We start from the raw sequence: 24,384 nt of genomic DNA on the forward strand, positions 1-24,384 counted from the left end.
TATAAAAATACGTAAAGAATATATTAGTATCAATTGCCCGAATGTGAATTCGTTTATGCGTAAAATTTGATAAATATCAAATTTGGTACACTGTTAGTTATATCAAAAGCATTTATTTCGGTCTACAAATATATATAAACTATTAAAATAACAAGGGGATACTCACTAGCAATATTATTAGTTACATGTTTGTAACGCTATTTATGCATTTAAAGCCAGATTAACCACAGCCCAAACAGCGAGAATGAATACGATTGTCATCAGGATTCCTGCAACAATAAAAGGCATTGCAGTTGTTTTGGAGAAATCTTCTTCCAGATTCTTTTTCTTTTGCACGCCTATCATGGCTGACATTACGCTTTTAATTGCTCGTAAAAATTCCATCGCTAAACCTTACAATATATGAAAGAGACTTATGGTGTAATAATGATCGATCAATAAGACCACGAATAAAATCATCAAATAATTGATGGAGTAGCCGAACGTCTTCATGGGCAGCGCCTTGTTTTCAGGCTGCCGTAATAACTGAATTGCGTAGTAAAGAAATCCTCCACCGAGTAACAACGCTCCTACTAGATAAATCAAACCACTCATACCTACCAGATACGGCATAACAGTCACTATTACCAGCAAGATGGTGTAGAGCAAAATCTGAATTCTTGTGAAATGATGACCATGCGTTACCGGCAACATCGGAATATTCACTTTTGCATATTCTTTTTGACGGTGAATAGCCAGGGCCCAAAAGTGGGGGGGTGTCCAAATAAAGATTATGGCAAACAACAGCAATGCACCAAGCTCTATTGAATTTGTGATTGCCGCCCAACCTAGCAATGGAGGTGCAGCACCTGCAGCACCACCAATAACGATATTTTGTGGTGTGGCTCGTTTGAGATACATGGTGTAAAAAACCGCATAACCAATCAGGGCAAGCAAGGTTAAAACTGCCGTTAGCACATTCACCCCAATCAATAAAATACCTATACCAACAACGCCTAAGATAATCCCAAACGCCAAGGCTGTTTGTTGTGAAATTTTCCCTTCAGGCAACGGTCTATTTTCTGTTCGACTCATTTCATTATCAATTTTCTGATCAATAATATGATTGAACACAGCCGCCGATGAAGAAGCAAAAGCAATACCTATCGACGCCATTATCACGAGGTGCAATGGTGGTAACCCCGGAACAGCTAAAAACATCCCAACTACAGCGGTCAGCATTATCAAAGCCACTACCTTGATTTTACATAAGGTTAAAAAATCAGAGATAGTTGGATCACAAGTTAACGATGTAGCATTAGGCATATAAATTATCCCAGGTGTGAGTATTTAAGTAATCGACGTATATCTTTGATCATTTTCTTTAAATCAGGATTTTCTTGCGGGTAATACATCATTAAATTACCAAATGGATCAATTAGATAAATAGGTTCTTGTTGTTGTTCTGGAAACTGTTTTAAGAATTCTGAATCAGGCATCGCTTCAGTTAACACTAAATCTGGATTGTCTTTTGACGAAATAGATTTTAAAACGTCATCGCTACTGACTAATACAGTTCGCACTCGACGCATTTGTTCATTCATCAACAAGCGTACTCTTTTAATCGTTCTCAAGCGAGCTTGGCAAAATTCTTCACACTTCCCATTTTCGATATAAAGCATAGTCCATTTTTTGGTTATTACATCTTCTAAAACGGCAGGTGCACCCGCTTGCTTCAAATCTTCAACCTTAGTTGGTTGAGCAGGCTGTACTAAATTGCCGTAATTAACGCTGCCCTTCTCAAAGCCAAGTCGCTCAAGATTAAAAAACAAAAGTGTTCCAAGTAGAATTGGCGCTACAAATATAGTGACTAACCAGAGGAATGATTTTTTTCCTGAATCCATTTTATTTCCTGAGCAACATCTTAGTAAATATTCTAAGATTTAATAATTCGGTGAGTTATTGCCAACGTGGCGAGTAGAAGTAACGCGGCAAAAAGCGTATGTAACGTGGCTACAGCTATAGGAAGACCTAACATCACATTCATGATTCCTAAACTGACTTGAGAGAACAAAACAACCAATAATAATTTCGCTAGTTTTGAAAATGTTCCGCCAACACTAAGAAGACGAATTCCTAATAACATCATATAACTAAAAACAACCAAGGCACCCATACGATGCGTGTAATGTATGGCTGTTCTTGCCGGGCTTTCTAATACCCCAAACTCATAATCAACACCTGACTCATGCGTGAGTTCAAAACCCTTAACAAAATCCATATCAGGCCACCACGAATTAAAGCAAGAAGGAAATTGGGTACCACAAGCAAGAGCGGCATAGTTGGTACTTGTCCAGCCACCTAAAAATATCTGGATAATCACTAACAACAACCCAAACAAGGCTGCAATCTTAAGTAATGATGATTTGTGGATAACTGGAGACGAATCTGAGTTATTCGAATGAAGAGTAGTTGACCTGTTATTCAACCATAACCACCATAAAAGTGACAGGGTTGTAAAACCACCTAACAGATGAGCTGTAACAATTAAAGGACTTAGCAATAAAGTAACTGTCCACATGCCTAACAATGCTTGAAAGATCACCGTTGCTAATAACAATAACGGTAGCCCCACGGACTGTTTTAAAACATTTTTTCCTCTGATCGTCATAAAAAGAATAAATAACACGACAAAACCCAAAGTACCCGCAACGTATCGATGAATCATTTCATTCCAGGCTTTATGTTTTTCTAGCGGCCTTTGATATTCATGAGTAGATATATTTTCTGGAACGCTCAATTGCCCATAACATCCGGGCCAATCTGGGCAACCCAATCCGGAATCTGTTAAACGCGTATAAGCGCCAAGAACTATTACAATGAGTGTTAGCAAAACCGCAAAGCCTAAAACTTTTGAATAACTCTTTGGATTAATCATCAAATATCTACTGTCTCAATCTTGAAATATGTCTGATAGTAACACTCTAAAAAAATTTGGATAATAAATTCTAAAAATTCATCATCGATATATTTGATGCGCATATCAATTTATTTATGGCTCGCTTTGATAGATTAAATATTCAGCATCTAACTATTTAATCATACAAATAATGAATATTAGCATACCTATAAAACACTAAATTACAATCACTTACAGAGTAGTGTGTACCTATAAATATAAATATACGATCCTGACTAGCAATAATTTTTACTTAACTGTAGACTTGGCGAAAAATATTTAGTGTTTTTTGATATTTATCAATGAACTTTTAAGAATATTAGTAACTTCTTATATTTTCACCACATCTAAATAGAAGAAGTTAAGCATTTTCATTACCTTGCAATGAAAATACTTACTTATCAGAGGAGGCTGTATGCCAAGTAAGAGTTCTGTCAGCGATTTTTCGTACCTAAATCAACTTTCGACAATCGTTACTTCATATATAAGAAAAATAAAAAATCTATCTAACTTTTATCTATTACCCCTATTTTTTGCTCCTCAGCTTGCCTTCGCTGAATTCGGTATGAATCTTCCGGAGGGAGTGACTTCGGTTAGTAGGAATATCTACGGCCTTCACATGACGATATTCTGGGTATGTGTTGGCATCGCAATCCTGGTATTTGGTGTCATGATCTACTCAATGATCTTTCATCGTAAATCTAAAGGCGCGGTTGCCGCCAACTTCCATGAAAGTACCTCGGTTGAATTAGCCTGGACTTTAATACCTCTCGCTATTCTTATTGCTGTAGCAGTTCCTGCCACCCGGGTATTGATCGATCTGGAAAACACCGATGCTGCAGACATGACCGTAAAAATAACCGGCTATCAATGGAAATGGCAATACGAATACATTGATCAGGGTGTTAGCTTTTTCAGTAATTTGACCGAAGAACAAAAGAAAGCAACAAGTGACAAAGCATCAAGAGAAGGCATGGAGAATTATTTGCTTGAAGTTGATAATCATCTCGTATTACCCGTTGGCAAACGTATTCGTTTTCTTATGACATCGAATGATGTTATTCACTCATGGTGGGTAAGAGACCTTGGTGTAAAACAGGATGCTAATCCAGGCTTCATCAATGATGCATGGGCAAAAATTGATGTGCCAGGAATTTATAGAGGCCAGTGTGCTGAGCTTTGTGGCAAAGACCATGGTTTCATGCCTATCGTAGTAGAAGCCAAATCAGAAGCAGATTATCAAACATGGTTAGGTGAACAGAAAGAAAAGCAAAAAGCTCTTGCTGCCGCTTCTGGCAAAGTATGGTCAAAAGAAGACTTAATGACGCAAGGCCAGAAAGTGTACAGCTCGACTTGTGCTAGCTGTCACGGTGTAACAGGTGGCGGTATTCCAGGAGTATTCCCTGCAATGACAGGAAGCCCAATAACAACGGGCGATATTAATGCTCACATTGATATTGTGTTAAACGGCAAAGCAGGCACAGCAATGCAAGCCTTTGGAAAACAATTGAGTGATAGCGACCTGGCAGCTGTAATCACCTATGAAAGAAATGCCTTAGGCAATAGTGTGGGTGACCTAGTGCAACCTTCAACAATTAAAGCTGCAAGATAGGAGATTCTATAATGTCTACAACAACGACCGACTTACAAGACGAGATCGATACATTAGAAGGATCTCATGACGACCATCACCATGGACCTGAAAAGGGTTTAATGCGCTGGGTTAAAACGACCAACCATAAAGATATAGGTACACTTTATATATGGTTTGCCTTCTCTATGCTGCTAATCGGCGGCGCTATGGCAATGGTGATCAGGGCTGAATTATTCATGCCCGGGATCCAACTGGTTGACCCGCAATTCTTTAATCAAATGACCACCTTACACGGTTTGATTATGGTATTCGGTGCGATTATGCCGGCTTTCGTAGGCTTGGCAAACTGGCAGATTCCACTGATGATTGGCGCCAAGGATATGGCACTCCCAAGAATGAATAACTGGAGTTTCTGGATTCTACCTTTCGCAGGCATGATGCTTATTAGTACATTATTCATGGAAGGTGGCGGACCAGCATTTGGCTGGACATTCTACGCCCCTCTTTCTACTACATTTGCTCCAGACAGTACTGACTTCTTTATCTTTGCTGTTCACATGCTTGGTTTCTCATCAATCATGGGTGCAATCAATGTAATCGCAACCATCATGAATATGCGTGCTCCAGACATGAAATACATGGACATGCCTTTATTCGTATGGACATGGTTGATTACAGCATTCCTACTGATCGCGGCGATGCCAGTACTTGCAGGCGCGGTCACCATGATGCTGACAGACCGCAACTTCGGTACCAGCTTCTTTGATGCAGCAGGTGGTGGTGACCCGGTGATGTTCCAGCACATATTCTGGTTCTTTGGTCATCCTGAAGTTTATATCATGATCCTTCCAGCATTTGGTGTTGTCTCCCAAATCATACCGACCTTTGCACGAAAACCGTTGTTTGGTTATAGCTCGATGGTTTATGCAACCGCTTCAATCGCTTTACTTTCGTTTGTAGTTTGGGCGCATCACATGTTCTTAACGGGCATGCCTATCGCAGGTCAGCTTTACTTTATGTATGCAACGATCATGATTTCTGTTCCCACAGGTGTAAAAGTCTTTAACTGGGTTACTACCATGTGGCGTGGCTCAATGACATTTGAAACACCGATGTTATGGGCTGTAGCTTTTGTAATACTATTCACTATTGGTGGCTTCTCAGGATTGATGTTGGGCATCGCGCCAGCTGACATTCAATACCATGACACTTATTTCGTTGTAGCGCATTTCCACTATGTACTGGTTACTGGCGCCCTATTCTCCATCATTGCAGCAGTATTCTACTGGTTGCCAAAATGGTGTGGAAATATGTACAACGAGAAACTCGCCAAGATACACTTCTGGTGGGCTGTTATTTCAGTTAACGTTTTGTTCTTCCCACAACACTTCCTAGGTCTTGCAGGTATGCCACGTCGTATTCCTGATTATTCTCTACAGTTTGCTGATTTCAATATGATTTCAAGTATTGGTGGTTTTGCCTTCGGAGCTTCTTTCATTCTTCTTACTTACATCATTGTTGACTGTATTCGCAACGGCAAGCCTGTAAAAGAAGATAGAGTCTGGGATAGCGCTAAAGGCCTTGAGTGGACGGTTGCTACACCAGCTCCTTACCACACCTTCGATAACCCACCTTCAAAGAAAGTTATTCTTGAAGAATCAAGCCACATTGGTGAGCACTAATCATGACATCTTCAAATAAATACAGTGGTCTAACGGAAGAGCAACTCCTCGCAAAACAACGCGCAGGGGCAAGAATCACCGCGACAATAGTGGGTGTCATAGCTCTTGCCATATTTATCTTCACTCTTTATATGCAAGGCAGATAGGACTTTATAGAAATAATATGGGCCAACAAAAACAAACAATCAGTAAAGCTTTTTGGGTCAAACTTTTCTTTGTCCCATTAGGCATGTTTGGTTTTGCTTTTGCCTTGGTGCCTTTATACGACACATTTTGCGACATTACGGGCTTGAATGGTCGGACTAGTAGTTCCAGCTATGAAGGGCAACCTATATCAGTGGATGAAAGCAGAACAATTACGGTTGATTTTCTAGCCGCTACAGCTCCAGGTTTCCCGGTTAAATTTTACCCAATGACGACCACCATGAAGGTAGTTCCCGGAAAACTTTATACCATTAATTATTACGCAGAAAATAGATCTAATGACGTCATTATTGGGCAGGCAGTTCCTAGTGTAGCACCCGGTGAAGCAGCATCCCATCTTAAAAAACTAGAATGTTTTTGTTTCAACAATCAAAAATTTGAACCCAAACAACCTATTGAAATGCCCGTCAGATTTTTTGTTGATAGTGAGATCGGAAAGGATATTTATAACATCACTTTATCTTATAATTTTATAAAAGTTAAAGATGCGGCCACCGAAGGTGTGGCTGGACTCTAACAGGAGGAGATTAATAGCATGCAATCTAGAGAAGAGTATTACGTTCCGAGTGGAAGCTACTGGCCGATTGTAGGGTCAATAGGTATGTTCGCGTTATTAGGAGGATTTGCTGGCTCTTTGCATGGCAGCATGGCAGGCACAGTAGGCATGATACTGGGCTTTGGCATCATTATTTTCATGGTATTTGGCTGGATGGGCCAAGTGGTTCATGAAAGTGAAACAGGTGATTACAACTTACAAGTTGATAAGTCTTTTAGAATGGGAATGGCCTGGTTTATTTTCTCAGAAGTCATGTTCTTCGCCGCATTTTTTGGCGCCCTATTTTATGCTCGCCAACTATCCGTACCATGGCTGGGTGGTGAAGGGAATAATGCCTTTACCAATCAATTTCTCTGGCCTGAATTCAAATCTGTATGGCCTTTAATTCAAATGCCAGATGCATCAAACTTTTCTGTGCCCAAAGGCATCATTGATGCATGGCATCTTCCTGCATTAAATACCATAACCTTATTAACCAGTGGCGCTACCTTAACCTGGGCGCATTGGGCACTGATGAATAAAAACCGTAATCAGTTAATTGGCGGTTTAATAGCAACCATCGTACTGGGTGTTATTTTCCTGGGATTACAAGTTTCTGAGTACATGGAAGCTTATCAGCACTTAGACTTAAAATTAACTTCTGGTATTTATGGAAGTACTTTCTTCATGTTGACAGGATTCCATGGGTTCCATGTAACATTGGGTGTACTGATGCTGATTGTCATATTGATGCGATGCATCCGTGGACATTTCAATAATGAACGTCATTTCGGGTTTGAAGCAGTCGCCTGGTACTGGCATTTCGTTGACGTTGTATGGCTTGGTTTGTTCGTTGTTGTTTACTGGTTATAAGTTGTAAGCAAAAAAAACAACATAATCAATTTAAGATTTTTTAAGAATATAGTGAGAGCTGAACCAAACTAATGAAGTACCTAATTCTTGTTTTCTTTATCTTCATTTTTTACAGCCTCGGCTCTGCATTGTATTACATGATGAAAGATGGCGATGGTTCAAAGCGTATGGTTAAAGCATTGACCATGCGTGTTGGAATATCCATTGCCCTCTTCATATTTTTACTTTTTGCTTTTTGGATGGGATGGATAAAACCAACAGGTGTTGCATAGAAGATGGCTGGTTTGCAAGTTCGAGTATCACACTATGTTTTTACTCCAAAATTAGTACCAACACTTGTCACACTCGTTCTTTTTCCAGTTCTAATTTCACTGGGTCTTTGGCAGTTAGATAGAGCTGATGAAAAAAGAGAGATTGATAACGGCATTCAATTAGCCATAGCTAAAACACCACTTAAATTAAATGAGACAACATTAGCAACCAAAGAGTCTGAACAAATACTCCTTAAAGAAGTGTATAGACCGGCAACCGTAAAAGGCAAATACGACAATAACAATCAGTTTTTATTAGATAACAGAACACATCTGGGTAAACCTGGATACCACGTTTTAACGCCTTTTTTGTTTGAGAACACATCAGATTCAAACAACAAAAGTCCAGCTTACGCAGTTTTAATAAATCGCGGATGGATAACGTATAACGGCACAAGAGACAACATACCAAGTATTGTGATAGAGAATAACACTCGCGAAATACTAGGACAGATTAAACAAGTATCAGAAGCAATAGTATTAAACGATGATGATAAAAATGCAGTACAGAAGAGTAATAACCCTAAACTGATTCAGTCGATTCAGATCTCTGAGCTAAACAAGGAGTTAGATTACCCATTACTGCCCATTATTATCGAGTTAAACAAACAAGAAAAAGATGGTTTTATTAGAGAATGGCAACCCTACTACGGCAGTATCGATAAGCATAATGCCTATGCCTTACAATGGTTTGCGATGGCAGCAATACTATTGTTTTTATTTATTAGATTAAATACTAAAAAAACTGAATGACATATTTTTTAAAGGAGAAGACCTATGTCGGGTTCACACGAAAAATTACCTAAGTTATTTTGGGTGCAGATTGTTCTGGTAGTCATAGTAGGTGTCTTATATCTACTTGCACCAGAAGCAACTAAACATGTTGCTGAAGCAAGTTCAGAAGTAAAGCCTGTCGTTAAAAAGGCTCAACAAACACTTGCCCCCATTGGTAATGTAGAAGCTAAAGCTGATGAAGTTGCTGGCTCCGCTGTGGCTCGTTCAGGAGAATCGATCTACAAAGAAACTTGTGGCACCTGTCACAATACAGGTATTGCCAATGCACCCAAGATTGACGATAAAGCGGCATGGGAAACACGCATGACTAATGGCGTCGATGGCTTGGTTAAAACAGCTATTGCAGGTAAAGGTGCTATGCCGGCTAAAGGTGGCAACCCTGCAATTACTGATGAAGAAATAAAAGAAACAATTATTTACATGCTCAAATCTGCAGGTATAGAAGCTGATACCGAAGCAAAAGAAGAAACCGCAGCAACGTCAGCAGAAGATACAGATACGGAGGCAACAACTGCACCTGTTGCGGCAGCCGCAACTACAATGGCTAAAGAACCTGAAACTCCGACTGCACCAACAGCGCCGGCTGCACCAGAACCTACAACAGCACCGGTGGTAACCACGGAAGCGCCTGAAGCGCCAACAGTGGCAGAAACTGAAGCGCCCACAGCACCTGAGCAAGAAGTCACTAAAAAGGAAACACCTAAAGCCCCAGAGCCTATGGCAGTTGCGCAAACTGAAGAAGCGCCAAAAGCTGATTTAGCCAAAGGTGAAAAAGTCTACAATAGTTCCTGTTTTGCCTGTCACGCATCTGGCGTTGCGGGTTCACCTAAACTTGGGGATGTCGCTGCATGGGAACCACGCTTGGCGTCTGGCAGTGAGGCAATGTACGCATCGGCAATTAACGGAAAAGGTGTAATGCCACCCAAAGGTGGAAACCTGGGACTTTCTGATGAAGATGTAAAAGCAGCTGTTGATTATATGTCAGCTAACTCTCAGTAATCTTTCTCTAAAATAAAAAAATCCCCAGACAAACATGTGTTGTCTAGGGATTTTTTATGGATAACGTTTCTGTAGTAGTAATTGAGTCTCTGCTTAAACTCTATCTCTTCCGCCTTTGTTACCACCCGGAAACGAAGAAACATTCCCCGTATTACCCGGATCTTTAATTTTACACATGCCCTGCTCTTTAACTTCGTCTATACGAATAACGGCATGCATTGGAATAAAACTTCTCTTTACTGAATTAAACTCAGCTTTTAACTTTTCTTCAGAAGGATCAATAACCAACTCACTCTGACTACCAAAGACAATTTCTTCAATCGTAAGAAACCCATAAAGATCTGATTCATAGACTTGTTTCGCAAACAACTCGTAAACCTTATCTTGGTTATAGTAGGATATTTTAAATAATCTTGATTCTTCCATGGTGCAGTACTTTATAGCAAATCGTTAAGGATCGCCTTTGTATCAGAAAACACCCTGCAATGCACTCTTAAAAAAGCCCTGTAAGTGGGGGGGTGTATTTTAGTGTTTGTACTAAGGTAGGTATACTCGGTGTATTGATTCTTAAGTTAACAATATTCTGCTGAATTCTGTATTTCTTAATTGAATAATTAGGGGACTTAATATCGTTCTTTAAGAATACCGTTCAGAAGAAATTCCATGATTTTTGAGTAAACATGGAACTAATGATTAGCATTCGAATCATATTAATAATCAACTGAGGCGACTAAAACGAAAGTCGTATCTTGTGACTTGATTACATAGCTGGGGAGCTATCCTTCTATTGGGCATCTAGAACTATAAAAACAGATAAAATCACGATAAAGAAACAACGAATACAACATGTTATATCAATCAATAATCTAACTATAGATAAAACCTTATCGTTAGATTTATCAGCATAGTTGCTATTACAGCGTTTATTAAACTATTTGTTTCATGTTATTAGCTATATTTTTATGACATTGCCCTTAAAGAGTAATCAGACAAAGACTTTAAATCAGTCCTCAGAAAGAATATTTAGAAAAGAGTATAAAAATAAATGGGCAAACTAAATTTCGACGAAGCACGTCATCTCGCTGCACGCACCGGGATAGGAGCAGAGTGGGAAACTATTCAGCGTTTTCAAAACCTGACACGACAACAAGCCATAGAATTTCTTTTAAATAATCGCAATATGCGAACACCGCCGCCGCCTGGTATGAGCCCATGGCCCAAGATGGTAAGTTTACGCGGCAATATGCGCCGCAGAAAAATGATCAAGCGTATTTCGCGTGTAGAAGGCAAATCACTGCAAGATTGGTGGGTTAAGCATTTAACAGAGACACCGTCGCCCTTTTTAGAGCGCATGACTTTGTTCTGGCACAACCACTTTCCATCTTCCATCAAAAAAACCACTCAACCAAGTATGCTCTACCAGCAAAATTTAATGCTACGCAAACATGCTTTTGGAAACTTTGGTCAAATGCTCCACAATATCGCTAAAGATCCCGCGATGTTGCTATACCTTGATGGTTACGAAAACATCAAAGAGGAGCCGAATGAGAACTTTGCACGAGAGTTGCTAGAATTATTTACCATCGGCATCGGTCATTATTCAGAAAATGATATGCGCGAAGCTGCGCGAGCTTTTACAGGTTGGAGTATCGATGACAGAAATGGGCGTTTTATCAATAATGCTGCAGATCATGATACCGGGGTAAAAACCTTTCTGGGCAAGCGCGGTAATTTTAAGGGCGATGACATAGTCAATATCCTACTGCAACACCCAAGAACCGCAGAAACTATCGCAGAAAAAATGTGGAAAGAGTTTATCAACATCTCGCGTCCCGATGCACGATTCACTAGACAGTGGGCACAGACATTTCGTGCCTCTAATTACGACATCGCCACCCTGCTTCGCGCTGTATTAACAAGCGAGCCATTCTGGGATAGAAGAAACCGTGGTGGCTTAATTAAGTCTCCCATTGAACTAACTATCGGCACCTTACGCACACTCCCGTATTCACTAGGTCGCGGCCGAATGGATCTCGCACACAACTTGAGTATTATGGGACAAGCGGTCTTCGAACACCCTAGTGTCAAAGGCTGGGAAGGCGGTACAGACTGGATTAGTACACAATCGATTTTGCGTAGAAATTCAATGATGACCAATCTCGCTCGTGGCAACTTAAACGAAAAGAAAAACCGCGGAGGGATTGCACAAAAAATGCCAGATATTCCACCGCAAGTATTACGTGAATGGTTGCTCGCTATCGAGCCTTTACAAGCCATGCCGACACAACCCGGCAAACAACGTTTAGCACGTGCATTTGTACTCGACCCTGCTTATCAGGTTACCTAGGCAACATAGATTAAGTAGATTTAAAAAATGATGTACAAACGAAATACATGAGCCACCCCCCTACTTACAGGCCTTTTTTCTGCGAAGAAATTAAGACTGATAAAAGTAGGTAAAATAATAAATAAACAGAGAATAATATGGATCGCAGAGATTTTTTAAAATATGCAGGATTAGTGTCAGCATCTGCATCAGTACCTTTAATAACGCCTGAACTAGCGTTTGGTGCAACCGCTATCGGACAAAACAGAATTGTTGTACTGGTTGAACTTGAAGGCGGCAACGACGGTTTCAATACACTGGTGCCTTATACGGATGAACTGTATTACAAATATCGACCAAGAATTGCGATCAAACAACGACAAGTGCTAACGCTGGATAAAGCCATGGGACTTCACCCACGGATGAAAGCACTGATGCCGACATGGAATGCGGGTGAAATGGCATGGGTACAAGGTGTCGGTTATCCAAATCCCGTATTATCACATTTTAGATCAATGGATATCTGGGATTCAGCGTCGAATGCCAATCAAGTGATTGAAGCTGGCTGGCTATCTCGCGTCTTACCCAATTACAAAAAAGGACTACACGGTGTCGCACTGAATAAGGGACAGGCAAAATTAGGCCCATTGCATGGTAGCCAGTTAACCAGTGTCACCATGCAAAACCCTAAAACATTTTTAAACCAGATTAAACGCATTCAGGATGTTAGGCCAAGCAATCAAACACCGGCGATTGCACACGTTAGCCAAACACAGCACCAACTCTTTGGCGTGGGTGAACAGTTGGCAACTAAAATGGGGAATCACCCAAAACGCACTGGCGTGAGCTTTTCCAAAGGTGTCTTCGGCCACAGTCTGGAATCGGTTGCAGAGATGATTATCAGCGGCGTTGATTCTCCCGTTTACAAAGTCACACAAGATGGATTTGATACACATTCAGGTCAACGCGGCGCACAAGACAACGCTCTATACCAAGTAGCGAATGGTCTTGCATCATTTAGACAGGCAATGGTTAAAGCCGGGATCTGGGACAATGTACTGGTCGTCACCTATTCGGAATTTGGCCGACGCGCCAAAGAAAACCGCGGCGGTGGCACGGATCATGGCACTGCTTCTGCACAAATGATTTTAGGTGGAAAAGTGCGTGGTGGAATTTATGGCACCCACCCTAATATGGCGCAGTTAGATGCCAATGGAAATGTCAGACATACCGCAGATTTCAGAGCCATCTACGGCACCTTAGCGCAGCGCTGGTGGAATCAACCCAACCCATGGAAAGGAGCTCCGCTGATTCCTTTTGTATAATGAGCGTACTTAATTAGCGTGTTAAATGAGTGTACTGAATTAAAAAATTAAGCCGTACTCGACACTGTTTTTGAAGAGTAACTCGTTTTTACCAGTTGATGCGCTTGTTCGTTAAGGATTAATTGGTTCACACATCCTGTAAAACCAAATGCAGCAACCACGTCAAATCCGCGTTGTTGCATCGCCATATCCAGAATATCTTCTGCGGATAGACTAAAGCGACCTGCTCTTTCGATCAATTTGAATGCTATCTTTTTTGAAATCTCTGGTTTATCTAAAGGTTCTGTATTTCCTGAAAGTTCTTTATTTCCTGAAGACTCAATTTTTTCTGAGCGCTCACAATCAACCACATCTAATCCATCGAAAGCACGATAAACCACTTCGGTACAGACGAGCTGATCAGAACGAAAAAAATCAAAGTCAAAGTTATAGCCTTTACCTTCATGACGACTCACTCGTTGTAACGCTCTAGCCATTCCCGCTTTATCCAGTCTTGGTCTCAATACAACAAACTCATCAACCTGCAGGGTTTCGGTTAAAGGTCGAAATAACACGCCATCTTTTTTCGCTTCCAGAGTACGAATTTCACCAACCCAGCGTTCGGCAATATGATCATCCAGTGTTATTCCTAACTGTTGGCGCTCGGCTTCTGTACCTATATACAATGCAGCATGTGGCCAGTAACCTGGTAAAAATAAATTACTCGCGACAAAATCATGCCGTGTAATAATCACATCTCCGGGCTTTAATACCGACAGAGCTTGTTGCAGAATTTCGGCGGTGACGCGTTTGTTTTCACTGTCGCCAATATCAGCGATTACCCGCCCTGCTTTCTCTAAAATGAAAAACGTTGAGAGCTGTTTGCTTACAGCAAAGCGTCTGGTGATAGCATGGAGTAAATACTTCATCCTCAATTTAATAAACGCACGTTGACTTGGATGTAGATTGGTTTCTAATTCAGAAAGATTTTTGATCACAGAACCGATCAACTGATCTGATCCAAGACGCACAATATAGTCTCGATTCGAATCCACAAAATTCATCATGTATTGCATTTTTATGGCATTGTCGGCATCGCTCAATGACTGATAAATATTGGTAAATACTTTACTGCTAATTCTATTTTGCGGTGAGCCTTCATTGATTTTTCGCTGCACCAATTTATGCTTAGCCAATACATTGACGAGTAACCGTGCCATCCCTACAACCTGACAGGAAGAGGCATATCCTAATAAGAAATAACGCCAGTCATCCTGCGTTTTAACATTGTAGGTATCATCCGAAAAGTGCGATGACATCTCGTTGATAAGCTCCCAAAAGCCATTACGAATGGTGAGATAACGCGAGACTAAAGACCATAAACTATCATCCTCTTCAGGCAAAAAATACCCACGAGCGATTGCAGTATCAATAGTGATTTGTTCTGGTTGTTGAGTTTTAAACTCATTTAACGCCTCACTTAAAGAATCGTAAGCGCGTAAAGAATTGATAAAAGGATGATCTGGCATAAGAATAATGCTAAACCTTAAATGCTTTTATGACTATAAATAATAGATAGAACGCTATTTGATAATTCTTTAGCCACCCCCCTACTTATAGGCGTTTTTTTTCACAGGGGTAATTTGTCACTAATGTGTGATAAACAAGGTCTCGTGCTAATGGCGGTTCTTTTAGCTGCTTCCTGGTGGCAAGTTCAGTTACGATTTTTGTTACCACTTGATTCAGTTTAACGGGATCATTCAAACAAAAATCTGCAACATAAGTGGAACCGTATAATCTCAATTTACCCAGTCTGGTGCGTGCCGCCCTTTCTGAAAAAGTTTCTTTCTCTTTGCCGGTAACGATATTTGAAACAACTAGCTCGTCGGTGGCAACCGCACCATCAATAAAGCCCTGTATATAACGAATACAAAAAACCGCATCGACACCTTGTGGGTCTTTTTCATAATGCGAACAGTGAGCAGCAAGTTCCTCAGTCGTTAATGATTCGACAGCCGAAACAGTAGTCGAAGAAAGTAACAAGAAAAGCAGTAAAGACAATAACGAAACACCTAATAAACTTTGTTTCATTGTAAAACTCCCATATTCGATTTGATCATGTAACACGTGCAATCAATGTAACTGAAAATACGTATTAGATACGACACTTTCTTGATATTTAATTCTATTTAAAACAACAATTAATATTTTTTTTCTGTTCCACTATGAATCTATTCATTAGTGGGTGCAATTACGAGTATAACCATATAATCTAGACCTTAACTTGATAAATATTCGTTGCTATACAACAAATATCAATCACGTTTGATATTTTGTGGTGATACTAATTTTGCATGAGTGAAAAATTCTTTTTTTCCCTCTGCCAGTTTTAACACCATGAATAAATTTGCTAGGATTAAGCATCTCTTTTATCTGAATTCTTATAGAAATTTGATAAAAAATCGGTGAAGTTTTATAGAACCCATCATTTTTTATTGAAAACTGGTTATAAAATTTATAATTACTTAGAATCAGTAAAGCAAACATGAGAATCCATTGCTATATTTAGATGGATTCTTATGAAAAAGATGACCAATTAGATAGTTAATAAAAGCTGCGAAAAACATAACAAAACAATAATAAGAAAAAAAAGAAATTAATATATTAGAAATTGCTGGAGACATTTAAAGACAATGCCATACCGTTATCTATTGATTATCGGACTCACTATTTTTTGGTTACTGCTATCCGGGTACTGGACTAACCCACTGATTCTAGCACTTGGCGCTGCCTCCGTGGCACTCGCTACTTGGATGGCTATGCGTATTGAAAAAAAGTACGCGTTTAAAGATAAAGGTGTTGCCATGCTTCTGCGACAGCACACATTCTGGCCGTGGATATTCACAGAAATCATCAAATCGAACATCTCTGTTTTGAAATGCATCTGGATGCCTAAAACCTATCCAATTTCCCCCATTATTCGTCAACTTAAAATGCAACCACAATCACGCATTGCCAGAACGCTGTACGCGAATTCAATAACACTTACCCCGGGCACTGTGTCTGTCGAGGTAAGAGATCAGGAAGTACTGGTCTACGCCTTATTAGAAGAAGCGATGGAAGATTTAGAAGGCGGTGAAATGGGTAAACGCGTACATAAATTAGAAGGTGATAATTAATGTTTGCAGTAACCTGTCTTGCAATTTTAGTAGTCATGGGAATCGCACTTGCACGTGCTTTCATCGGACCTACAATTTACGACCGCATTCTAGCCGTTAATATGTTTGGTACTAAAACGGTATTGTTTATCGCGGTTTATGGCTTCCTCACCGAACGACCAGAATTCCTGGATATTGCTCTTATTTATGCGTTGATCAACTTTGTCGGCGTCATTGTCGTACTCAAGTTTGTTGAACGTTACCCACCATCATCTGCCCACAGCGACGAGTAAACTACTATGGCTTTTATCATTGATGCCCTGAGTTGGGCTTGTCTTATTTTGGGTAGCTTTCTAGGAATTAGTGGCGCTATCGGTATTTTCAGCTTTAAAGAATTCTACAGTCGAGTTCAGGCTGCCAGTGTTACAGACACTTTATGCGTTTTCTTTATTATGCTGGGCTTGATCTTACAAGCAGGCTTTACGCTTATTTCTGTAAAACTTATTTTAGCTGTATTTTTACTCTGGTTAACAGGGCCATTAGCAACACATGCGCTGGTTCGTTCGGCTTATCTCACTGGTTTAAAACCCAAGCTATCAATCACTCGTAAGGAAGCAGCAAAACGAGGTCAGTCATGAGCAATATTAATCTTCTGATTGATGTCGTTTTACTGGCGATGCTGGTCTTAACCACAATTGCCATCGTTCGAATAGAAAGCTTATTTGCTATCGTCATGCTCACGGGCGTGTTCTCTTTACTAGCAGCGAATATCTTTATCATTTTAGATGCTGTTGATGTGGCTTTTACCGAAGCCGCTGTAGGTGCTGGTATTTCAACCGTATTAATGCTGGCAACTATCGGTATCACAGGATACGAACAAAAACGAAGGCGGAAAATTAGCTGGGTCGCACCACTGATAGTGGTGACAATTACCGGTGCTGTACTGGTTTACGGCACATTGGATATGCCTGCTTTTACTGACCCGGAAGCACCGATACATACTCATGTTGCACCACGTTATATAAACGAATCACCCACTGAAGTTGGCATACCTAATATGGTTACTTCAGTACTCGCAAGCTATCGTGGCTATGACACCATGGGCGAGGTGATTGTTGTCTTTGCTGCCTTGATTGGGGTGTTATCACTGATCGGTATTCGCGAGCATAAAGGTGATCCGAAGCATCTCGAACCGCCTGCACGTCCTGTTTTACAGGTCATGTCCAAATTTATGATTCCTTTTATTATCTTGTTTGCCCTGTATGTGCAATTCCATGGAGATTTTGGTCCTGGAGGTGGCTTCCAGGCAGGCGTCATCTTTGCCGTTGCAATCATTCTTTATGCATTGACGTTTAGCCAACAAGACGCCATGGATCTGGCCCCTCCTCGCATACTCAAACGCTTAGCCTCACTCGGTGTACTCATATATGGCGGAACCGGTGTGGTCTCGATGCTAAAAGGTGGCAATTTCCTTGATTACAATGTACTTGCACACGACCCTGTACACGGTCAGCACTACGGTATTCTTGTGATCGAATTTGGCGTCGGACTGACAGTGGCTTGTGTAATGATGCTAATATTTTTTGCCTTTATTAGTCGAGGAGACAGAAACCCATGATGAGTTTAGATCTTTATAACTACTGGGTGGTTATTTTCCTCATGATGGCTGGCTTTTATATGTTAATCGCCAGCAATCATTTAATCAGAAAAATTATTGGTTTAAATATCTTTCAGACATCTGTCTTCATGCTTTATATATCACTCGGCAAAGTTGCTGGTGGCACCGCACCAATTGCGGCAGAAGGTATTGATACTTATTCCAATCCACTTCCGCACGTTTTGATTCTGACAGCCATTGTTGTTGGTATTTCTACAACATCTCTGGCATTAGCCTTAGTTATTCGGATAAAAGAATCCTATGACACTGTTCAGGAAGATGAAATACTCGAACTCGATAGTATTGCAGATGAGGAAGGATCGTAAGTATGATCAATGAACACTTGCCTGCCCTTCAGGTCGTCGTTCCGCTACTCGCTGCGCCAATTTGTTTTCTTATACCGAATAAACGATTATCGTGGTTATTTGCGACGCTCGTTAGTTGGTTAAGTTTTGCCATGGCTATTCTATTAGTCATCGCGGTCAACGACGGAACCATCCTTCACTACGAATTTGGTGGCTGGGCGCCACCTTGGGGAATCGAATATAAAGTCGATATTTTCAATAGCTATGTGTTACTCATTGTAACGGCTATAGGTGCCGCTGTTTTTCCGTACAGCTGGAAAAGTATTCAGAAAGAAATACCTGAGACGCACCATCGGATTTACTTTACCGCAATGCTGTTATGTCTCGCAGGCTTGTTAGGCATGACCATAACCGGTGATGCCTTTAACCTGTTTGTACTGTTAGAGATTTCTTCACTATCCAGTTACACCTTGATCAGTCTGGGGCGTGATCGCCGCGCACTTACGGCATCGTTCCAATACCTAATCATGGGAACAATTGGTGCCACCTTCATTTTGATCGGTGTAGGTTTATTGTATGCCTTAACCGGCACTTTAAATATGGCAGATCTGGCATCGCGAATTCCTGCATTAGAAGGCTCTCGTACTTTGGAAGCGGCATTTGCTTTCCTGATTCTCGGCTTTGGTTTAAAGCTCGCCATGTTCCCACTGCATTTGTGGCTGCCTAATGCTTACTCTTATGCGCCATCATCTGTGTCTGCATTTATCGGTGCAACAGCAACTAAGGTTGCCATTTATGCCTTGCTGCGTTTCTTGTACACCGTATTTGGTTCCAGCTTTAGTTTCGATTATATGCAGGTTCACTGGTTATTAATGCCTTTGGCAATTGCCTCATTCATGTTTGCGTCGATAGTCGCCATTTTTCAGGATGGTATCAAACGTCTGCTGGCTTACTCATCAGTGGCACAGATCGGTTATATCTTATTAGGCATTTCTTTAGTAAATGTCACAGGTTTAACCGCGGCCTTGTTACACATGTTCAATCACGCCCTAATGAAAGGTGGATTGTTCCTGGCGCTGGGTGCGATCGCTTATCGAATAGGCAGTACCCGAGTACAGAGTATCGCCGGCATAGGACAAGCAATGCCCTATACCATGGCCGCATTTGTCATTGGATCGTTAAGCCTTATTGGCGTACCGCTGACAGTTGGTTTTATCTCCAAGTGGTATTTGATACTCGCCACATTAGAAAAAGGTTACTGGCCACTCACTGTGCTGATTATTATTTCTTCCTTATTGGCAGTTGTATATACATGGCGCGTCATAGAAACGGCTTACTTTCAAGAAAGGCCTGCGGGAGCGCCTGCAGTTAAAGAAGCCCCTCTCAGTCTTTTAATTCCGACGTGGGTAGTTATTCTGGCAAACTTATATTTTGGTATTAATTCTTCATTAAGTACTGACCTTGCATCACATGCCGCATTACTACTATTTGGAGGAAGTCTCTTATGATGGGATTGACACCAAATGACTTAATTGTACTTGCTTTATGCATTCCACTTTTTACGGCTGCGGGGATTTTTCTTGCAGATAAAAATCCGAATGTGCGTGAAGGAATCACACTGGTTGGTTCTGTATTACTATTCATTACGATAGTCGCTTTAACACCGCATATACTCGATGGCGAACGACCTAACTTAAAGTTGATCGAAATATTACCCGGTCTTGAAATCAGTTTTACGGTTGAACCACTCGGGATGATATTTGCACTGGTCGCAGCTACTCTTTGGCCGATTAATTCCTTGTATTCAATTGGCTATATGCGCACCAATAATGAACGCAAACAAACGCGATTCTATATCTTTTTTGCCATAGCATTATCATCTGTCATGGCAATCGCATTCGCGGGCAATTTGCTGACCTTATTTATATTTTATGAAGTACTAACGCTTTCAACCTACCCGCTGGTGACACATGCAGGAACGGAAAAAGCACGAAATGCTGGTCGCGTATACCTGGGCATATTAATCAGTACATCCATAGGTCTATTACTCCCTGCTATTATCTGGGTATGGTATGCCGCTGGTACGACTGATTTTAAAGCGGGTGGTATTTTAACCGGTCAAATTAGTGGTCCTTTACTGACACTTCTTGCCGCATTATTTATATTTGGTATCGGTAAAGCCGCTGTCATGCCTACGCATCGCTGGTTACCTGCTGCCATGGTTGCACCGACGCCTGTCAGTGCCTTACTGCATGCTGTGGCGGTTGTGAAAGCCGGTGTATTTAGTGTTGTAAAAGTTGTGGCCTATATTTTTGGTTTAGACCTGCTAGCAACTGCACCAGGCATTGAATGGTTACTTTATATCGCCTGCTTCACCGTAGTTGCGGCATCAATCGTTGCTTTGCAACAAGACAACCTGAAAAAACGTCTCGCTTACTCAACGATTAGCCAATTATCCTATGTGGTGATGGGAGCAATGATACTTGCACCGCTTTCACTCATCGGTGCTGCGCTTCATATTGCCGTTCATGCCTTTGGGAAAATCACGCTGTTCTTTGCCGCTGGTTCTATCTATACCGCCAGCAAAAAAACCAATGTAAGTCAGCTAAACGGCATTGGTCGGAGAATGCCGTGGACTATGACAGCATTCAGCATCGGTGCTTTGTCAATGATTGCATTGCCTCCTGCGGCAGGCTTCTTGTCTAAGTGGTATTTACTATTGGGCGCAAGTCAGCAACAGCAGTACATTGCGATGGCAGTTATCGTCATGTCTACACTTTTGAATGCTGCCTATTTCGTTCCTGTCATATATGCAGCCTTCCTTAAAACCGAAGACCCTGTTCAAGAACGCGACCACAAAGAAGCACCGCTACCGATGGTAGTCGCATTAACAATGACTGCTGCAGCAACTCTATTATTATTCTTATTCCCTGGCCTTGCTTTAGAGCTTGCCAAAGCCGTTGGAGTACCTGTTTGATGAGTAAAAATACATCCCCAGAAAAACAAAAACACTGGTTATACCGTGAAGAAAACCGTCGAACCCTATGGATTATTCAATTCGCTATTCTATTCATAGCGATTTTGCCTGAGTTCTTTATGCACCATCACGCCAGTTTTGAAGCACAAGGAATACATCTGGATGCCTCGTCTACTTTTTATGCATGGTATGGCTTTGCTACCTGTGCGGCAATGGTATTAGGGGCCAAGCTACTGGGTTACGTACTTAAACGTAAGGATGATTACTATGATGACTAATGTGATAATTAACATGGTAAGTAGTTGCGATGAATAGTTTAGTCATACCACCTGGCCTGATACTGATTCTCGGTGGTTTATTACTGCCTTGGTTAACCCCACGTTTGCGAAGTTTTGCAGCAATTGGCTTCCCATTACTTACGTTAATGATGGTCTGGCTGGTCACACCTGAGCACAGCATGAAGCTGGCTTTTCTGGATTATGAATTAGATATACTTCACCTCACATCTGAAGGTCGTGTATTTGCGACCGTTTTCGCCATGATGGCTGGCATCGGTGCGCTTTATGCATTGAAACATGCCCGCATTTTGGAACTGAGCGCAGCCTTTGTGTACGCCGGTTCAGCGATTGGTGTAACCTTCTGTGGCGACCTAATCAGCTTTTTCGTGTTCTGGGAAATCATGGCGATAGGCTCAACCTTGGTCATTTGGGCGAACTGTCATCAAAACAAACGCGCCTATGGTGCGAGTATGCGTTACTTGCTGGTGCATTTGCTTGGCGGTGTCATTTTGATGATTGGGATCGCAGCCCATGTCGCAAATACTGGCAGTGTTGAATTTACCGCAATGAAGGCGGACAACTTCGCAACCATCATGATTATGATTGGCTTCCTCATCAATGCAGGCGCTCCACCGTTCTCGGCCTGGATTGCTGATGCCTATCCGGAAGCAAGTCCTAGCGGAACCGTTTTCCTTTCTGCATTTACCACTAAAACGGCTGTGTTTGCCTTATTAATGGGTTTTCCCGGCGAAAGCATACTTATCTATGTCGGCATGTACATGGTGTTCTACGGAATCATCTACGCGCTGTTAGAAAATGATATGCGTCGTATTCTAGCTTACAGTATCGTCAATCAGGTTGGTTTCATGGTGGTCGCGATTGGCATCGGAAGCGAATTGGCTTTAAACGGAGCAACCGCACATGCCTTCGCACACATTATTTATAAAGGCTTATTGTTAATGTCTGCTGGCAGCGTACTGCTCATGACAGGCAAGCGTAAATGTACCGATCTTGGTGGTTTGTTCCAGTCCATGCCTGTCACCGCAATCAACGGAATTATCGGCGCATTAGCTATTTCTGCTGTCCCACTGACCTCGGGTTTTGTCACCAAATCCTTAGAAACCAGCGCTGCTGCAGAAGCAGGACTTCCCTGGGTATGGTTCATGTTAGTAGCAGCCTCTGCCGGAGTATTCCTGCATGCGGGCATTAAATTCCCCTGGTTTGTATTCTTCCAGAAAGATTCCGGATTACGACCACCCGATCCACCGTGGAATATGCGTTTAGCCATGTGGATTATGTCATTCCTGTGTATTTTGATTGGCATTGTACCGGGCATCATCTACGGCATTTTACCTTACACATTGGATTACAAACCTTATACCGTGGACCATGTCGTAACACAGATGCAGTTATTGTTGTTTGCTGGCTTTGCATTCTTCGCTTTATTGGCGCTGATGAAACGAACCCTGACGATCAGTCTCGACCTTGACTGGTTCTACCGTAAACTCATGTTTGGTTTAATTATCTGGATCAAAGAGAACATCCCTCAGTTAATAGCGCCTGTAATTACTGGCTTCAAAAACTTTGGCCAACGAAAATTCGATCGCTTAGTCAGAGTGCATGGCCCTCAAGGTATATTAGCGCGTACCTGGCCAAGTGCCAGCATGGTGTTATGGGTTGCGGTATTACTCGCGGTGATGATGATTCTTCACTATATGAGACCAGACTAACTCTATACATAAAGTCACCCCCCTACTTTGGGGGACTTTTTTCATGTCTGTTAAAGTAACAAACAACTATTGTGCTTGTTTGTCTTGTTGCTGATCCTTAATCAAGCTCCACGCTTTATGCGAATCAATCAAACCCAGCGCATCCTGCAATAAGGTTTTGCCTGGTTCCATATTGAACCATGTGGAAAGCCCCGATGGGTGTGGCAAAGGAATACAGTCTGCCTGCAATAAAGGCGTATCAATCACAAATTGCTGACCAACCACATCGCTGAGTTTTTTATGCGGCAAATATTGTGAGATAGCCAGTTTGCCAATGGGAATAATCAGTTTAGGTTGTAAGATTTTATACTCTTCTTCTATCCAGCTTTTGCAGGTCGCAATCTCCTGTTTGTCTGGCACACGATCACCACTTCCTTTTGGATTCTTTCCGGGGAAGCACCGACAGACTGCTGCCATATACACCTGTTGTCGAAACTCATCTTCCTCAACACCAATCGAAGCAAACCATTTAAACAGTGTTTTTCCTGCCGTCCAGCCAAACGGCTTGCCGATTCTGCCTTCATGAATTCCCGGGGCCTGACCCACGGTCATAATAGAGGCATCCACTGTATTTCCGGTTATCACAGGCTGAATCATGTTTTCACAGCGCGAACAATTAGAAAGCTCTTGCTGGTGAATTTTAAGTTCTAATAGTTTATTGGGGATAGTTGTCACTGGA

Annotated in this window: 27 protein-coding genes; 19 read left to right on the plus strand and 8 right to left on the minus strand. The window is 41.5% G+C overall.

Going from position 1 to position 24,384, the window contains the following annotated elements; genetic code table 11:
- Window positions 1-201: 201 nt before the first annotated feature.
- The 4 genes from EV695_RS12065 to EV695_RS12080 are packed head-to-tail and all read right to left on the minus strand — an operon-like array spanning window position 202 to window position 2,917.
- Window positions 202-384: a DUF2970 domain-containing protein gene (locus EV695_RS12065; RefSeq protein WP_131906240.1), complete on the minus strand. Its 183-nt coding sequence runs from the start codon at window positions 382-384 to the stop codon at window positions 202-204.
- A 9-nt stretch (window positions 385-393) separates the two neighbouring features.
- Entirely contained in the window at window positions 394-1,305 is a 912-nt protein-coding gene (gene cyoE / locus EV695_RS12070; RefSeq protein ID WP_131906241.1) for a heme o synthase, read from the minus strand.
- A gap of 5 nt (window positions 1,306-1,310) precedes the next feature.
- Window positions 1,311-1,883 carry a hypothetical protein gene (locus tag EV695_RS12075; protein WP_131906242.1) on the minus strand — a complete coding sequence of 191 codons (573 nt, stop codon included), beginning with the start codon at window positions 1,881-1,883 and terminating at the stop codon, window positions 1,311-1,313.
- 32 nt (window positions 1,884-1,915) lie between these two features.
- The gene (locus EV695_RS12080; RefSeq protein ID WP_131906243.1) at window positions 1,916-2,917 is read right to left on the minus strand and encodes a COX15/CtaA family protein; all 1,002 of its coding nucleotides are present in this window, start codon (window positions 2,915-2,917) and stop codon (window positions 1,916-1,918) included.
- Window positions 2,918-3,353: 436 nt separating this feature from the next.
- Here EV695_RS12080 and coxB point away from each other — a divergent pair, with 436 nt between their 5' ends.
- The 8 genes from coxB to EV695_RS12115 all read left to right on the plus strand — a co-directional run bounded on the left by coxB (window position 3,354) and on the right by EV695_RS12115 (window position 9,931).
- Window positions 3,354-4,550: a cytochrome c oxidase subunit II gene (gene coxB, locus EV695_RS12085; protein WP_131906244.1), complete on the plus strand. Its 1,197-nt coding sequence runs from the start codon at window positions 3,354-3,356 to the stop codon at window positions 4,548-4,550.
- 11 nt (window positions 4,551-4,561) lie between these two features.
- Complete coding sequence (ctaD, locus tag EV695_RS12090) at window positions 4,562-6,214, plus strand: cytochrome c oxidase subunit I (RefSeq protein WP_131906245.1); 1,653 nt, start codon at window positions 4,562-4,564, stop codon at window positions 6,212-6,214.
- 2 nt (window positions 6,215-6,216) lie between these two features.
- Window positions 6,217-6,360 (plus strand): hypothetical protein, encoded by a 144-nt coding sequence (locus EV695_RS20175; RefSeq protein ID WP_165874701.1) that lies wholly within the window; start codon window positions 6,217-6,219, stop codon window positions 6,358-6,360.
- Window positions 6,361-6,377: 17 nt separating this feature from the next.
- Entirely contained in the window at window positions 6,378-6,935 is a 558-nt protein-coding gene (locus EV695_RS12095) for a cytochrome c oxidase assembly protein (RefSeq protein ID WP_131906246.1), read from the plus strand.
- Window positions 6,936-6,953: 18 nt separating this feature from the next.
- Window positions 6,954-7,826 (plus strand): cytochrome c oxidase subunit 3, encoded by an 873-nt coding sequence (locus EV695_RS12100; protein ID WP_131906247.1) that lies wholly within the window; start codon window positions 6,954-6,956, stop codon window positions 7,824-7,826.
- Window positions 7,827-7,897: 71 nt separating this feature from the next.
- A complete protein-coding gene (locus EV695_RS12105; protein ID WP_131906248.1) occupies window positions 7,898-8,098 on the plus strand; it encodes a twin transmembrane helix small protein in 201 nt (66 codons plus the stop codon).
- Between the two features lie 3 nt (window positions 8,099-8,101).
- On the plus strand, window positions 8,102-8,890 hold the full coding sequence (locus EV695_RS12110) for an SURF1 family protein (RefSeq protein ID WP_131906249.1): 789 nt from the start codon (window positions 8,102-8,104) through the stop codon (window positions 8,888-8,890).
- Window positions 8,891-8,914: 24 nt separating this feature from the next.
- A complete protein-coding gene (locus EV695_RS12115; RefSeq protein WP_131906250.1) occupies window positions 8,915-9,931 on the plus strand; it encodes a c-type cytochrome in 1,017 nt (338 codons plus the stop codon).
- A gap of 93 nt (window positions 9,932-10,024) precedes the next feature.
- On the opposite strand, the gene EV695_RS12120 is transcribed toward EV695_RS12115, so the two are convergent.
- Window positions 10,025-10,357, minus strand: coding sequence for a DUF1820 family protein (locus EV695_RS12120; RefSeq protein WP_131906251.1), 333 nt, complete (start codon window positions 10,355-10,357; stop codon window positions 10,025-10,027).
- A 619-nt stretch (window positions 10,358-10,976) separates the two neighbouring features.
- Between EV695_RS12120 and EV695_RS12125 the strand changes: the two genes are divergently transcribed.
- Both EV695_RS12125 and EV695_RS12130 read left to right on the plus strand, forming a co-directional pair.
- Complete coding sequence (locus EV695_RS12125; RefSeq protein WP_131906252.1) at window positions 10,977-12,278, plus strand: DUF1800 domain-containing protein; 1,302 nt, start codon at window positions 10,977-10,979, stop codon at window positions 12,276-12,278.
- A gap of 137 nt (window positions 12,279-12,415) precedes the next feature.
- Window positions 12,416-13,582, plus strand: a complete 1,167-nt coding sequence (locus EV695_RS12130) for a DUF1501 domain-containing protein (RefSeq protein WP_131906253.1) — start codon at window positions 12,416-12,418, stop codon at window positions 13,580-13,582.
- 47 nt (window positions 13,583-13,629) lie between these two features.
- Here EV695_RS12130 and EV695_RS12135 read toward each other — a convergent pair whose 3' ends face one another.
- Both EV695_RS12135 and EV695_RS12140 read right to left on the minus strand, forming a co-directional pair.
- The gene (locus tag EV695_RS12135) at window positions 13,630-15,090 is read right to left on the minus strand and encodes a YiiX/YebB-like N1pC/P60 family cysteine hydrolase (RefSeq protein ID WP_131906254.1); all 1,461 of its coding nucleotides are present in this window, start codon (window positions 15,088-15,090) and stop codon (window positions 13,630-13,632) included.
- Between the two features lie 85 nt (window positions 15,091-15,175).
- Window positions 15,176-15,652 (minus strand): Rap1a/Tai family immunity protein, encoded by a 477-nt coding sequence (locus EV695_RS12140; protein WP_131906255.1) that lies wholly within the window; start codon window positions 15,650-15,652, stop codon window positions 15,176-15,178.
- 602 nt (window positions 15,653-16,254) lie between these two features.
- On the opposite strand from EV695_RS12140, the gene EV695_RS12145 reads away from it, so the two are divergent.
- The 9 genes from EV695_RS12145 to EV695_RS12185 are packed head-to-tail and all read left to right on the plus strand — an operon-like array spanning window position 16,255 to window position 23,666.
- Window positions 16,255-16,740 carry a Na+/H+ antiporter subunit E gene (locus EV695_RS12145; RefSeq protein WP_131906256.1) on the plus strand — a complete coding sequence of 162 codons (486 nt, stop codon included), beginning with the start codon at window positions 16,255-16,257 and terminating at the stop codon, window positions 16,738-16,740.
- Entirely contained in the window at window positions 16,740-17,012 is a 273-nt protein-coding gene (locus EV695_RS12150; RefSeq protein WP_131906257.1) for an MrpF/PhaF family protein, read from the plus strand. The genes EV695_RS12145 and EV695_RS12150 overlap by 1 nt, the downstream gene beginning before the upstream one ends.
- Before the next feature lie 6 nt (window positions 17,013-17,018).
- A complete protein-coding gene (gene mnhG, locus EV695_RS12155; protein WP_165874702.1) occupies window positions 17,019-17,357 on the plus strand; it encodes a monovalent cation/H(+) antiporter subunit G in 339 nt (112 codons plus the stop codon).
- Window positions 17,354-18,337 carry a DUF4040 domain-containing protein gene (locus EV695_RS12160; protein ID WP_131906258.1) on the plus strand — a complete coding sequence of 328 codons (984 nt, stop codon included), beginning with the start codon at window positions 17,354-17,356 and terminating at the stop codon, window positions 18,335-18,337. Before mnhG ends, EV695_RS12160 begins: the two co-directional genes overlap by 4 nt.
- Entirely contained in the window at window positions 18,334-18,702 is a 369-nt protein-coding gene (locus EV695_RS12165) for a cation:proton antiporter subunit C (protein WP_207907077.1), read from the plus strand. The genes EV695_RS12160 and EV695_RS12165 overlap by 4 nt, the downstream gene beginning before the upstream one ends.
- A gap of 2 nt (window positions 18,703-18,704) precedes the next feature.
- Window positions 18,705-20,189: a monovalent cation/H+ antiporter subunit D family protein gene (locus EV695_RS12170; protein ID WP_207907078.1), complete on the plus strand. Its 1,485-nt coding sequence runs from the start codon at window positions 18,705-18,707 to the stop codon at window positions 20,187-20,189.
- Window positions 20,186-21,658: a monovalent cation/H+ antiporter subunit D family protein gene (locus EV695_RS12175; protein WP_165874703.1), complete on the plus strand. Its 1,473-nt coding sequence runs from the start codon at window positions 20,186-20,188 to the stop codon at window positions 21,656-21,658. The genes EV695_RS12170 and EV695_RS12175 overlap by 4 nt, the downstream gene beginning before the upstream one ends.
- Window positions 21,658-21,936 (plus strand): hypothetical protein, encoded by a 279-nt coding sequence (locus tag EV695_RS12180; RefSeq protein ID WP_131906259.1) that lies wholly within the window; start codon window positions 21,658-21,660, stop codon window positions 21,934-21,936. Before EV695_RS12175 ends, EV695_RS12180 begins: the two co-directional genes overlap by 1 nt.
- A 29-nt stretch (window positions 21,937-21,965) precedes the next feature.
- Complete coding sequence (locus EV695_RS12185) at window positions 21,966-23,666, plus strand: Na(+)/H(+) antiporter subunit D (RefSeq protein WP_131906260.1); 1,701 nt, start codon at window positions 21,966-21,968, stop codon at window positions 23,664-23,666.
- Window positions 23,667-23,732: 66 nt separating this feature from the next.
- On the opposite strand, the gene EV695_RS12190 is transcribed toward EV695_RS12185, so the two are convergent.
- The gene (locus tag EV695_RS12190; RefSeq protein ID WP_243651596.1) at window positions 23,733-24,380 is read right to left on the minus strand and encodes a uracil-DNA glycosylase family protein; all 648 of its coding nucleotides are present in this window, start codon (window positions 24,378-24,380) and stop codon (window positions 23,733-23,735) included.
- Between the last annotated feature and the right edge of the window lie 4 nt (window positions 24,381-24,384).

Source organism: Cocleimonas flava (assembly GCF_004339015.1).
GTDB classification, from domain to species: domain Bacteria; phylum Pseudomonadota; class Gammaproteobacteria; order Thiotrichales; family Thiotrichaceae; genus Cocleimonas; species Cocleimonas flava.